The organism is Bacillota bacterium, from assembly GCA_013178415.1.
In the GTDB taxonomy this organism is placed as follows: domain Bacteria; phylum Bacillota; class SHA-98; order Ch115; family Ch115; genus Ch115.
Map to the genome: position 1 here is coordinate 58,763 of JABLXA010000006.1, position 13,762 is coordinate 72,524.

Annotated in this window: 8 protein-coding genes; all 8 read right to left on the reverse strand. The window is 51.9% G+C overall.

Translation table 11 applies throughout. The annotated features are described in order from the left end of the window. Positions 1 to 187 precede the first annotated feature (187 nt). Complete coding sequence (locus HPY52_06945; protein ID NPV80001.1) at positions 188 to 1,747, reverse strand: DUF3794 domain-containing protein; 1,560 nt, start codon at positions 1,745 to 1,747, stop codon at positions 188 to 190. Positions 1,748 to 2,190: 443 nt separating this feature from the next. Then, a complete protein-coding gene (locus HPY52_06950; GenBank protein NPV80002.1) occupies positions 2,191 to 3,600 on the reverse strand; it encodes a DUF3794 domain-containing protein in 1,410 nt (469 codons plus the stop codon). A 154-nt stretch (positions 3,601 to 3,754) separates the two neighbouring features. Continuing rightward, on the reverse strand, positions 3,755 to 5,341 hold the full coding sequence (locus tag HPY52_06955; protein NPV80003.1) for a DUF3794 domain-containing protein: 1,587 nt from the start codon (positions 5,339 to 5,341) through the stop codon (positions 3,755 to 3,757). 100 nt (positions 5,342 to 5,441) lie between these two features. Then, entirely contained in the window at positions 5,442 to 6,551 is a 1,110-nt protein-coding gene (locus HPY52_06960; protein ID NPV80004.1) for an NDP-sugar synthase, read from the reverse strand. A 20-nt stretch (positions 6,552 to 6,571) separates the two neighbouring features. Next, positions 6,572 to 7,543 carry a GDP-mannose 4,6-dehydratase gene (locus HPY52_06965; GenBank protein ID NPV80005.1) on the reverse strand — a complete coding sequence of 324 codons (972 nt, stop codon included), beginning with the start codon at positions 7,541 to 7,543 and terminating at the stop codon, positions 6,572 to 6,574. Next, entirely contained in the window at positions 7,540 to 8,979 is a 1,440-nt protein-coding gene (locus HPY52_06970; protein NPV80006.1) for a hypothetical protein, read from the reverse strand. The genes HPY52_06965 and HPY52_06970 overlap by 4 nt, the downstream gene beginning before the upstream one ends. Next, positions 8,963 to 10,672, reverse strand: coding sequence for a hypothetical protein (locus HPY52_06975; protein ID NPV80007.1), 1,710 nt, complete (start codon positions 10,670 to 10,672; stop codon positions 8,963 to 8,965). The genes HPY52_06970 and HPY52_06975 overlap by 17 nt, the downstream gene beginning before the upstream one ends. A gap of 1,872 nt (positions 10,673 to 12,544) precedes the next feature. Then, complete coding sequence (locus HPY52_06980) at positions 12,545 to 13,549, reverse strand: glycosyltransferase family 4 protein (protein NPV80008.1); 1,005 nt, start codon at positions 13,547 to 13,549, stop codon at positions 12,545 to 12,547. Positions 13,550 to 13,762: the final 213 nt, after the last annotated feature.

Consider the following 13,762-nt stretch of genomic DNA (forward strand, 5'->3'; position numbering starts at 1 on the left):
ATAGCCCGAGGGCCTCGGATCACAGAGCGACCTGCAGCAAGGTCGCGTCCGACGGGACGGTATCACCATCCCCGGCTATGCTGCGTCTGCCGAGAGGAGTATCTATATCCCGGCCAAGTCACGTCCAATGGAAGGAGTATCCATTCCTACCGCCACTTCGGACAATGAGCTTCTTACAACTCTAACACTACGGTATCTCCAGAGCATCCCCCACCTCGATCCTATCAGCATCGCTAATTCCGTTCAGCTGGACGATAGCTTCTACTGTGACTCCATATTGCCTCGCTATCAACCACAATGTTTCCCCCGGGCGAACAACATGGACACGCCTCGCCACCGGCGGGACTAATTTCTCCGGCACAGTCTCTGGCTCAGGACGGGCCTTTATTACTGCGGGCACCCGTCTGGTTTCAGTGACCAGGACCCACGTCTTCAATACCACTCTAACATCAACTGTGCGTGGATCAATTGCCTCTGCGGTCACTTTCGTCACGTCAACATCCGCTATGGCCGCCATATTTTCCCTGGCGCCCGGCACCACCACTGAGGTAAAGAACTCCACCACACTCCGGGTCGCATATACTGGCTGGCCAGGAAGGGAGGCAACATAAAGCACGTTTATCTTGAGGTCTCCCTCCACGATCACAAGATTATCCTTCACTAGCACCCGGGTGACAAAGGGCCTGGCGGTAGCCTCGATGATCCTGGATATGCCCGGATTTCCAGCAGGGACAGTCACCACAGCCTTGAAGACCGAGCTTTCCTGCCGCTCGGCTACTATCTCTTCGGCCAGAAATTCCCTCGGAATGAGTATTTTCTCCGGCACTGGCTCGATGTGCGAGATAAATTCAATCTCCCGGCGCACTGTGACCGTGGCGCTGAGAGCTATAAGCACCCGGACTCTGATACGTCTTGGTTCAATAAGGTCTACAGATACATGTTCAACTTGCGAGGATACGAATGCGATCATATCAGGATCCACGCCATTCAATTCCACAAAGGCGGTAAATCCGAAATCACCCTCAACAGCATGAACTGGCTGGCTGGGCAATGTCCCCACATAAAGCACCGAGACGCTTACCATTCCCCTCACAATTACCTTCCCGGGAATCACCTTAGCCTCTGTGACCCTGCTCACCGCATCAGCATGTATCACGCTGCTCGCTGGTGGTTTCTCAGGCGGGATGATTATATCCCCCTCCACAATAGTCTGCCCCCGACCAGTAAGGAGCACCTCCTCCAGGGCAATCCTTCTTTTTGCAATACGGGGCGCTGGAATTATCTCCCGCGGCGTCTCAAGGGCCACCTCTATGATCTCCTCTCGAATGACTATCACATGAAACTCCAGAAGCACACTCGCCTCCACAGTCCTTGGATTCACAACTCTATAACTTCCGAACTGGGCCCTGACAGATACCTCCGCGACCATGCCTGGATGAGCGCCGTCGATGTTCACGAAATGAGTGAAAGGAACTGTAGCTTCAAAGAAATGGACTGGCTGAGTCGCAAGCGCGGCAACATAGAGAATATTGAATGTAACGCTTCCTTCGATGATCACCGTGCTGGGGATTATGGTGACCCGGCTGATGACAGGAGTCTCTTCCGCGCTCAAAACAGAAGCGATATCCGGTTTACCTACAGGAATCGTAAGAGTTTGAGTTACCACCAGGCTGGACCTTACATCCGCCACAATATACTGGACTTTCACCCGTCTCCTGCGGAAATCCGACACCGTTACTGAAGACACCTTATCTCCCCCCTGCTCTTCCAAAAAGCATAAAAGGCTTTCCCTGAAATCCGGCCTGAACGGCAGGACCTGCGCGATAACGGCAGTACCCGCGCGATATATGATATTCTAGCTACCCCAAAAATGAGCCGCTGCCGTTTTCATCACCATCACCAAATACAATCGTCAACCAGCAAGTTCCTTCGTTCTCTCCCTGGTTGCTTACATTTGGCATAATAAAGAAGGATGATGGCTACCCAACATTTCTACTCAACCTTTCTTCACTAATGTTGAGACAGCCATCATCCACATGAAACTTGGTATCGCAGTTCCAGAGCGGCCTTGGTATCATAGTTCCAGCGCGGCTGACGCTGGAATTAACAACTGCCGGGCCAGTCAGGGCCAACCCAGATTCCCCGCGCGGCGGCACGGCGGGAGACATGCTTTTGATACAAGTCTTCGATCTACCAGTCAAGCCACCCCTCTGGGGTAGATACGTCTATGACAACCTTCATTTGAACCATCTTTGTAACCTTTACAAAAAGGTCGAGAATCATGTCGATGAGGACCTCTCGGGTCCCGCCCTCCGGCAATTCGCCCGGCGGTACTGTCTGCACATTGACATAGGACACAGTTGGATGCACCTGAACTTCCATACCGGGCGCAGCTCCAGGAATGTCTACGTACTCCATGAAATCTACAGTTACTTCCATATGATGCACTGGCTGATCAGGCAAGGCAGCCACATAAATGACCTGGATCCCCACAGTGCCCCGGATGACGACTTTGTTGGGCAGAGCCTCCGCCGTATTTATAGTCACCCTGGTGTCAAACACTCCAAGGATCTTCTGGATATTCGGTTTTCCGGCCGGGACAGTGACCTGCCGCCGGATGTTGACCTGCCTTGTTGCCTCATTGACTACTTCGCTTACGCGGACAAGCCTGGTCTCCAGTTTGATCGGGACCCTGTCAGATCTCACATCAACGACTACCTTGAGCTGTTCGATCTGAGTGACCTTGACAAACAACTTCAAGATCACTTCCTGCAGCAAAGTTGTGGGATCCACCATAGTCGCCTGCGCAAACTCCATGCTGGGGAATATCTCCACCATCATGCCGGGCATAGCTCCGGGGACATCCACAAAGCTCAGGAAATTGACCGTCTGGTGCATATGATGCACTGGCTGATCCGGCGTGGCGGCGACATAGATGATCTGGGTCGTAAGGGTGCCCTGGATTATCACTCTGTCAGGGATCACTCTGATCTCAGTGATAGAGACCTGCCAGCCTACGATATTCAGGATCTTCTGCATCGCAGGTTTGCCTGCGGGCACGCTCAGCGTGTTACGCAGATTCACCTGGGCGTAGTTCTCGCCCATGACATGCTCCACTTTGAGCAATTCCTTTGTCACTTTAGCAGGAATGCTCTTGAAAGATACATCTGTTACTACATCGAGCTGGACCAGTTGGGCGACCTTCGCGAAGATCTCGACGATGATCTCGATCTCGATGGTACGCGGGCCCCTCATCACTGCATTCACGAACTCTACCTTTGTCCGTATAAGGACGTTCATCCCCGGTTCCGCCCCAGGGACATCCACAAACTGCATGAAAGGTATCTCCTGGTGGGTATGGTGGACTGGCTGATCAGCCAGGGCGGCAACATATATGATCTGTACCGTGGCAGTTCCCTGGACGACAACCTTATTGGGGATGGCGGTCCCAGTGGCCGCGATGGTGGTATCCACGACACTCAGAATCTTCGCGATGTCCGGTTTCTCGGCAGGAATATCCTGAACTGCCCTCAGAACGGCCCTAACTCGGTTCTCTCCCACGATCTCGTAAAGTTTAAGCCGTTCAGTCTTAGTTACCATCCTTTCGTTTCCCTCCCCCTTTGAGGCATACTTCATTACAATATATGCAATACGATGTCGACATGGCACGCTAAGCGAAGCGGGGGGCCAATGCCCCCCGTCTCTTACTCTTAAGTTCCATTCAGGACCTATCATCCAATCGTATCGATATCCCTTATCCCTTCGGCGGGGGACACACAGGGATCTGCAGCACTTGGCCTACCTGGATCATGTTAGGGTCAGCGATATTATTGGCTCTTACAATAGCTTCAACTGTCGTATTATACTTGCGCGCCAGAGCCCACAGGGTGTCACCTGGCTGCACGGTGACAAATGTCATGGTGGGAGTAGTGCACGGAGCTTCAGGCGGTGTGACGATCACCACATCTATCGCGATATTCAGCTGTACCGGCTCTGTGACCTTGACAGTAATCGAAACTAGTAGCCTTACCTGAAATGACCTGTCCTCTACCACCTCAAATTCCACATGCTCGACTGCCGCCCGAACCTCTGCCGTCATCTCAGGCTCAGCGCCTGGGATCTCCACATATTGTGTAAACTTGATCTGGTGGTCCATGTGATGGACCGGCTGATCCCCCTCGACTGTCTGGGCCACATACAGAGTCTGCAGTTTGACTGTCCCCTCCACTATGACCTTTCCGGCGAGTATACGAATCTCTTCAACCTTTACACTCTCATCCACCCTGATGATCCGCTCAAGGTTTGGCTTTTCCCTAGGCACCTGCAGCGTTTCTTTGAGCATTGCCTGGGCCGTGTCCTCACCCACCACCTCCTGGACCTTCAGAAGCCGTTTCTCAACATCTACCACGACGGTCTTAGATATGACATCGGTCACGACTTCCAGCTGCTTCGTAGCAGTCACCTTGACGGTAAGCTTTATTACCGCGTCAATGCTTACAGTCCTGGCGTCGATGAGATCATAGTCAATCGTCTCCTGCTCAACATGGACCTGTACATGCATTCCTGAACGAGCGCCAGGGACTTCAACGACATGAGTAAATTTCGCCTGGACCTCCATGAAATGTACTGGCATCCTATTGGGATCACCGATGGCTGCCGCATACATGACATTGACATCAACCGCGCCCTCTACTATTACCTGGTCGTCAAGAATCTGAACATCCGTTAACCTTGTGCGCCCGTTCACCGAGATTATGGATTGAATGTCAGGCTTCTCATCTGGAACGGCAACTCTCTCGGTCACAACCACTTGAGAGGCCGCCTCTCCGACCACGTCCTCGACCTTGAGGAGTTCCTTGGTAACCTTTAGATCTTCCGGCCCCTTGACATCGGTGACTATTTCGAGCTGCTCCGTCTTCGTGGCTTTCGCAAAGGCCCGCACCAGGACTTCTACCCTGATCGTATGAGGATCCACGAGTTCATTGGCCACATGCTCCGCCCTGACGTCAATGCTTACGTTCATGCCAGGTTCCACACCTGGTATCTCGGCTACTAGTTCGTAAGATACCTCCTGCTCAAGTAATTGTACCGGTTGGCTCCCCGCGGCAACAACACCAACATACAGGACTCGGACATCCACGGTGCCCTCAATGATCACCTTATCTTTAATGATCTCATACGCCGAGGTCTTCAAAGTCGCATCGACACTTACGACTTTTTCGGCCGTCGGTGCACCAGCCGGGATCTTGATCATTTCACGGAAGACCTTGCGCACCGTCGTCTCACCGACGACCTGCTCAACTTTGAGCAACTCCTGCTTTAACTCAAGCCCGACGGTCATCTCTCCTCCCCCTTCCTAGACAATGACAAAAGTAGACAGCCAATTTTCACTTATACTATATGCAGGGACTATCGAAAAGTGCATAGAGAATTTCTCGGTCTTACGGAAATAGGCATGACCCCTTGCCAATCACTGTGCCGGGCCCTAAAACCATTGAATGAAGTGAACAGCCATCTCCTATTTCGACACCCTGGGCAACGATACATCGAGTGAGTCTGACATCCTTGCCGATATTCACGCCAGAATGGATGATAGTTTCGACTATCTCAGCCCCCTCCCCGATCCTGGCGCGTGCCCCTATGGTAGTAAATGGACCTATCCTTGCAAGGGGCCCGATCGATACATTTTGGCCGAACAAAACTGGCCCATTGAGTTGCGCCGTATTATGAACGAAAACCTCTTTTTCACCTCTAACTCCGCGCGAGATTTTTCTACCGGGCATCATTGTGTCAACTCTGCCACAAAGGATGTCATGGTGGGCCTGCACATATTTTGAAAGAGTCCCTATGTCAAGCCAATACTCTTTCATTAGATATGCATAGATAGCGCAGCCCTCCTCAAGAAAGACAGGCATGAGGTCTCGTTCAAGCGATATCTCCCTCCCTCCCCTCATAGCTCCTTCTCCGATGGCAAGGTGGCGTTTCACCCCCTGCGCAATACGGTCCAAGCCTTTCTTTTCTATGACATATATCCCGGCATTGATGGTGTTGGCCTGAACCTCATCCCATCCCGGCTTTTCAATAAACCGCGTCACTCTCCCATCCTGATCTGTGAATACAAGTCCATATGAAGTAGGGTCGGAAACTTCTGTCACAGTAATCGTGATCTCACTTTCCTTCTCCACGTGAAAATCCAGAAGCTCCAAAAGATCTATATCTGTCAGGACATCTCCATTGAGGACCACGAGACGATCCTCGCCATCCCAAAAGCGATAGCATTCTGCTATGGCTCCACCGGTGCCAAGAGGGCTATCCTCGAGCAGATATTCCAGCGTGAGACCCCATTTTTCCCCATCACCCAGGACATGCTTGAAATACTCAGCCATATAGTTGAGGCTCAGGATAACCTGCCTTACCCCATACCGGCTTAGAAGCTCCAGTTGATACTCGAGAAATGGCCTATTTGCTACAGGGACGAGCCCTTTAGGGCAAATATATGTCAAAGGCCGGAGGCGAGTGCCCCTGCCCCCTGCCAGTATCAATGCCTTCATCCTTTACACCCCCCGAGAGCTCACCTCCCGGGGGCGCCGGATTTGACCCTGGTTCTCCAATAATCCAGGAGATCCCTCAATGTAACCTCTATGGGGATCTCCGGCCGGTACCCCGTCCTTTCAGCCAGTTTCGTGCAGTCTCCAATGAGAATAGGCACATCCGACGGCCTCATTCGCTCGGGGTCCTGCCTGACTTTAAATCTCACATTTGCCATTCCTGAAAGCATATCCACAATCTCGGATATCCTGCAGGAATGCCCACTCGCAATGTTGTACACCTCTCCCGGTTCGCCCTTCTCCAAGGCAAGATAATAGCCCCTCACCACATCCCTTACATCCGAAAAGTCCCTTCTTGCGTCGAGATTGCCAACGTGGAGAATAGGTTCGCGGATTCCCAGCTCCATTTCCGCAATTTGCTTCGCGAAATTGGATGTAACGAACACCTCTCCCCGCCTTGGCCCCGTATGGTTGAACGCCCGAGTCCTTACGATATGCATTCCATAGCTTCTGAAATATTGATAGCCGAGGAAATCCTGGGCGATTTTGCTTACTGCGTATGGGCTCAGCGGCCTTAGCGGGTTGGTTTCCTTTATGGGGACCTCATCTTCAAAAACGAGCCCATATTCCTCAGATGAACCAGCGATCTGGATTCGAGTTTCGATTCCCGCTCTGCGAATAGCTTCAAGGAGATTTAGCTCTCCCACTATGTTGTTTATGAGCGTATCATAGGGTGATATCCATGATGTCGGCACAAAACTCTGAGCCGCCAGATGGAATATCATGTCAGGCTTTACGGACTCTATGGCCGAGTCTACTGCAAAAGAATCCACAAGGTCACATTCTATAAGGTGTATCCTATCTTTAAAGCCTTCTATGTTTTCGGTCCTGCTGCGCCACCTGATCGTTCCCCAGACTTCAATACTTTTTGATAGTAGAAATTCAGCCAGGTGACTGCCGGCGAAACCGGTAATTCCGGTGATCAACGCTTTCAACTAGATTCCCTCCCCATACCCGTCCTCACTTTGAATTTGCTTCGAATGGCGGAGTAAGTGAGCGAAGATTCAGGGCCCAGGTAGTAGAGAGCTATACCCGCCAGATGATATCGATGTACGAGATCCAGCTTCAAGATGAGGGTCCTTTCATCCTCAAAGAATACTTGATGTGTAATGCGACATGACCTGTACCTGAACCCTAGTGAGCCTGTCTCTGGATCTAGAACCACATCCGGCTTGAAGACCGTTATCAGCGCGGATATTTCCTCATGTGTGAGGCGGGTTGCCGTAAGATCCGATGGGGGAGATTCTCGCCGCGGCTGTGGCCAGTCATACCCGTAGGTCGGTGCCGTGATTATGACCTTCCAACATGGAACAAACGAAATGATATGTTTTACCGCCCTTCTAACCCAATTGATGGAGGCAATGGGTCCCGGAGGGCCTTCCATGGTATGTTCATCGAAAGTCAGAAGAATGATCTGGTCTGCCGCCCGGCCCAGGCCTTCATAGTAAGGCGCGGGGAAAGACACGAGAGACCGTCTACCCAGGTCATCCATATCACTCTCTTGTTCTTCTTCCTCGGAGGAGAAAGATGGCGGAAGGGCCACAAATAGGTACCTTCCTCTTTTATGTAAGCGCTTTGCCAGATTGGAAACAAAAGAGAGTGCTCGATACCAATCCTCTGGAGCAACAGAAGTAAGCCACAGAATCACTCCAGATGACTTCCCCTTCACCACAAGGTCCTCGATTCCCCTTTCAGCCATATCTCGCGCCTTTTTTGACGCCAAGACCTTCTTTGCGGCATCAGCGTCAGGAATCCCATTTCCCCTGAACGCTGCAACAGGCATTATCCCTATTTCATGCAGCAAGGCCAGGGAGATGACCTTATCAGGACCGCCTCCGCGAACATAGCCGTCAGCGTCAATGGCAGTCCACATTGGGGCTATAAAAGTTAGATTCCGGGCGTTGCGTTCAATGGTGAAATAAGGTTGGACAAGTCCCCGTTCGCAAAGATAGAACCCGATCACGGTCCTTACCGGGACCACGAGTCTCTGTGTCCTGTATGGCCTTGACTCCGGCGCGATTTGATTTGCTTCCGCCAGTAGCGTCAGAGGAACGTCCAGTCTTTCGGCAATCTGCGATAGAGCTTCCTTCCTGGACTTCACGATATGCATCTCCTGAGACAGGGCAAAGTCACTTAGTAATGCTGCAAAGACCTGTGGGCCGGTTATTCCATCCTGCCGCAGACCGTGAACTGCCTGAAATCGGCTGACGGCGTCAGCTGTCAGATATCCATACAGGCCATCTTCGGGACCGGCCTCATATCCAAGACTATTGAGCCTGGCCTGAACATAAGCGACATCATCACCCTGCATCGCTTGCCGCAGGATACGCCTGCCCACAATATCTCGGATCAGCTTACTGCCTGGGGCCATTCATTTCACCATCCACGGGAGAATCCCCTATAGCCACCCGCGCCGCCGAGGAGACACCCTCAGAAGAACGGGAGTGCCCCCGCATGGCGGGAGCTATTTTCGAGATCACATCAACATCGTGGTCTATTCTATTCCCGTGAAGCCTCTTTGGTGCCTTGCCATTGGACGTGATCCATGGGAATACTCGTCTCATCAACCTCCAGAACCACTGATCCGAGCGACTCGGCGGGCAGGGCCCGTCATCTGGGGATCCCTCCTGCAAGAGCAGGACCTCTCGCCTTCCTGTGACTGCAATATCTAACCCCACCAGAAGGGCCACATGGACTATTCCGGATGAATATTCATATTCTCTGCTGACAATGGAGATATTTGGGTAAACCCAAATGCTCCGCATGGACATATCTTCCTCAATGTCATCCTTAAATTCTGTCAGCCTGCCCTGAGAATATGGTACAAAACATGTGAAGCGTTCATTCTTTCTGGCAGATCGCAGAAGGCCATCAGGGAGTGAGTAATATATTTCCTGGGAAATATCAACGGCGACTAATACCCCGCCCTGCGCCTGACGCGACTCTATCTCAAGGGGAGACACATGATGGTCGATCACGCGTGGCGCTGGCGCTATGGGGATCTCTCCCTGGATTATCCTTTGCACGCTTGCCTCCCAAAGTATGACGTCGGCCAATATTCGGGGGCTGGGAGATTCTTGCCGACCGATGCCTTCTTCCCAGGCGCCGGAGATGCTGAACCGTGCTTCTCGCCAGTCTCCCCCGGCTTTGTCCACCAATTCCGAAACTATTATCTCATGCGTCGCTTTTTTGCTCCTCACCTGTTCTCCTGCATTGAAACATATCGCGGTGCTGTTAGGTCCTTCATTTGCTTGTTGACCGGATTCCTTCTCTAACCCCCGACTACCATCCACGATGACTCGAATGGGTTCCTTGCCCGCCCTCTGGTCCCCATCTACAATGACCCGAGTAGGTTCCCTGCTTACTCTCTGATCCCCGTCTACGATGGTCCGAGTAGGTGCCTTGCCCACCCGCCGATCCCCGTCTACAATGACGCGGACAGGTTCCTTCTTCACTTTCCAGATCACTATAGAGGCCCCACTAGACAGAAAGAGGGTATGCCCTGGGCGATCATAGGCAAAGGCTGGATCGTCCATACGGATCATTCCCTCATATAGATTAGATTCCATTCCCCCACCGTTATCATCATCGTTATTTCTGGCGCCATGTGAGGCTCTTGCCGGGACGCCATCCGAGACATATAGGGGCTTTGCCGCGGCGCCATCCGAGGCATATGGAATTGCGACACATGAGGCTGCCTGGACGCTCCCATATGTAGATTTTGACGTTTGAACGCCCCCGTAGGTGACTTTTGACGCTTGAACGCTCCCATATGCGGCTTTTGAAGAGACGTCTCCTATGTATCCGCTCAGACGCAAGCTTTCGATTTCAGAGGCCCGTACTCCCCCATCCCTCACCGTGTCTAGCGCTGCCTGTACTCCGCACTCAAAGAGCAAAAGATGTCTGTTCCGCTGCATTCGTAGTTTCCCTGGCCGGAGGTCCACCGACAATATATCGCTGACTTCAGGAGAAACCTCGATGCGCACTTCCCACGGTAGGTGTCTTTTCTGAACTGATAGAATCCTCAACAGGGGTAGTTCTTTTGTGGCGCCAGATACTGTCATCTTTATTCCCCTGGTACAATGCTTACGCAGGGGATAGGTCCAACAGCACCCTAATGGTTTCCCCTAAGCTGGCTCTTTTACGGGCCCTTGCCTTTGCGGGCCCTTGCCTTTGCGGGCCTTTGGTGATGACTGTCTTGGGTCTATAGATATACAAGCTCCAACTTAAAAGATGGGGAGAGATGCTGCATCTATCTTCTCATTCCCCCCTCCGGCAATTTTCCTATTATAATAATCACTGATGGGAGAGGGGCTAACGAAGATCTCATTAGCTTTATGCGAGGACCAACAAGCTAGTCTCTACCTCTTACCTGACTTCATTGCAGGGCTGCTCTCCGCCCACACTAGCGAAAACATTACCACTATTGCCCGGGATATACCGCAGATTTCTTTATGCCAGATGATCTTTCCTATACTCTCCTGATGAGGAGTTGAGCTGGCTGGATTCTCGTCACTTGAGAGCAGAGACTGGCATGATTCTAGCCACATCCACTCCTTGGCTGGCTAGAACATTGCCACCCCGAACCAGTGTATCTCATAAAATTCCTTATTATGGATAAACATAGCCCATAATTACCCAGTCCAAAGGCGAGGCGACAGGATTTTCGGCACTTGAGAGCAGAGGCTGACGAAATTTCAGCCACCTCTGCGTCCGAACCGGCTAAAATCTCGCCACCCCTAGCCAAGATATACCATAGAATTCCTCTTTATGGATAATCATAACCTATAATCTTCCAATTTGAGGGCAAACTGGCGAGAAATTCGCCACCCCGGACCAGGGGCTGGCGAAATCTTGGCCACCCTTGAGCAAAACCTGCCTAAATTCTAGCCAGCTCAAGATGAGATTGACCCAGAATTTGTCGAAACCATCCTTACCTGACGAGAATATCGCCATCCTGGCGGGGAAGCTGACAGATTTTTAGCCACTTCTGCGGGGGACCTGCCTAAGAATTCGCCACCCACGGTCTAAGCTGACGAATTTCTAGCCACTTCCGTGCGCAACCTGCCTAAAAACTCGCCACCCTCAGTCTAAGGTGACTAAAAACGCCTCATCCTCAGTCTAAGCTGACGGATTTTCGGTCACCTTCGCGCGGGACCTGCCCAAGAACTCGCCGCCAGCGGTTTCATGTGACCAAAGACTTGCCGCATGCCTCAAAAACCTAGTCGATATGTCACTAGGTGGCCCAACTCACGCCCTCTACCATGAAACCATACGTGATAACACGGTAGCACTACCTTCCCGGATGGCAAATATCCCATCACCCCGGCTGGCAAGTGATGGACATCAGGGATTGGGCCGGACGCGTGATATATATCAGGGGTTGGCCGGGAGGCGTAATGTACATCACGCCTTGGCTGATGAAAGTGATCTACGTCACGGGTTAGCTGGTAGAGATTGATGTACATCACGGTCTAGCTAAAGAAAGTGATGTACGTCACGATCTGGCTGATGGGAGTGATGTACATCATGTTCTAGCTGAAGAAAGTGATGTACGTCACAGGGTGGCAGCCACTGCTGATGTACATCAGGCGTTGGCTAATCCGAATGATCTACATCACGGGTCAGCCGTCATGATTTTTCTAGGGAAACGGTGATGAGAAGCGCGTGATGTACAGCATGAGATCTTTGAATGGCGATCTTATCTACCTTGCGTGCTTCCCCAAAGGGAGCAACAATTCGTGGCGCCTCAAGTCGCCGAGGTCAGACTACATCCGCGGGCTCTTTAGCACCAAGTAAGATCCGACCTCCTTCAACCGGTTCATAGAATAACATTCGCCGTGGCCATATTTTCATCCTTTCGATGGTGCCGGCCCGAAGGCCGGCATGGGCGACTATCAGGCTAATTATCTACAACAGCACCTGGATATACTCCTTCAGGCTAACACCATTTCATAAGCCTTCAGGGTCTCCCTGGCAGCGACCTCCCATGTGAATTGGGTCAATATGATTTCCTTGAGCTTGCCTACCCTTTCCGAGGAATATGCCCGCAGCGTCGCCTCACGGATGCTTTCCACATCTCGGGGATCACAATACCAGGCCAGATTGCCGAAGTATTCTGCGGCTGTACCTCTGTTGGTGGAAACGATATTGCAACCGGCCATGGCTGCTTCCAGGCTAACCAGCCCAGGAGTGTCATACCAGCTTGGGAGAACATGCGCTTTGGCCGCTGCATATGCGCTAGCAAGCTGAGACTGGGGCATCTGAGGAAGGAACTTTATATTCGCCCCTGCATGCTCGCGGCATTTTTCGAAATAGAAAGGGTCGTTTACCGCACCTATCAAAACCACATCTATACCTATCCCACTCAAAGCCTTGATTAGACGAAGCTGGTTTTTGCGGGGGGATATGCGCCCCACACATAAGACTATATCCTCAAGTCCATATGTTGAAACAAACGGAATGGGATCGGCATTTGCGAATGCGGGATCTGCTCCATTCGGGACGATCATGTAGTTGGGACGTATTCCAAAATCCCGATGTATGAGGTTCATCTCCGCCCATCCATTTGGAAGAACCATGTCTGCCCACTTTAGAATCTGAAGTCTGAATGCATTATCTTTTCTCCACCACTCAACCAACCGCTGTGAGCGATCAGACTCCTCATTTAAAATGTACTCCTCCATATTCCAATAAATAGGTGAGACCACCACGGGTCTGCCCCGTTCAACCGCATTTCTACACTGGGCGTAGGTCTCGACAGCGCGACTTATGTTGAAAAGGTGAACAAGATCATAGCCGCTGAGGTCGGGATTGAGTTCCATGCAGTGGTCCACCTCAACGCCCAACTCTCTTAAAGCCCTCATCGTCTCCATCACCTGGATCGTATCTCCTGCGGGAAGCCTCAAAAGGTCAGGACGACTCTGGAATAGTACGCGCATGGATCATCCCCCATTGATGGTCTTCAGTAACGGGGTCACTGCGCCCGCTGACCGGACGGCATACCCGGGGTTGGATACTCCTCCCGGCGGCATTGGTCCGAGGCCTTATAGCCTGAGGGCCGAGGACCACTGAGCAGTCTCGCAGCAAGGCTGCGTCCGACGGGAGGAGTACCCATTCCCACCACCGCCTCGGATCACAGAGCGACCTGCAGC

Bases quoted from the DNA above. Each gene is read 5' to 3' on its own strand.
- HPY52_06975 (NPV80007.1), bottom strand. From the start codon at position 10,672: ATGACAGTATCTGGCGCCACAAAAGAACTACCCCTGTTGAGGATTCTA.
- HPY52_06960 (NPV80004.1), bottom strand. From the start codon at position 6,551: ATGAAGGCATTGATACTGGCAGGGGGCAGGGGCACTCGCCTCCGGCCT.
- HPY52_06950 (NPV80002.1), bottom strand. From the start codon at position 3,600: ATGGTAACTAAGACTGAACGGCTTAAACTTTACGAGATCGTGGGAGAG.
- HPY52_06980 (NPV80008.1), bottom strand. From the start codon at position 13,549: ATGCGCGTACTATTCCAGAGTCGTCCTGACCTTTTGAGGCTTCCCGCA.
- HPY52_06955 (NPV80003.1), bottom strand. From the start codon at position 5,341: ATGACCGTCGGGCTTGAGTTAAAGCAGGAGTTGCTCAAAGTTGAGCAG.
- HPY52_06970 (NPV80006.1), bottom strand. From the start codon at position 8,979: ATGGCCCCAGGCAGTAAGCTGATCCGAGATATTGTGGGCAGGCGTATC.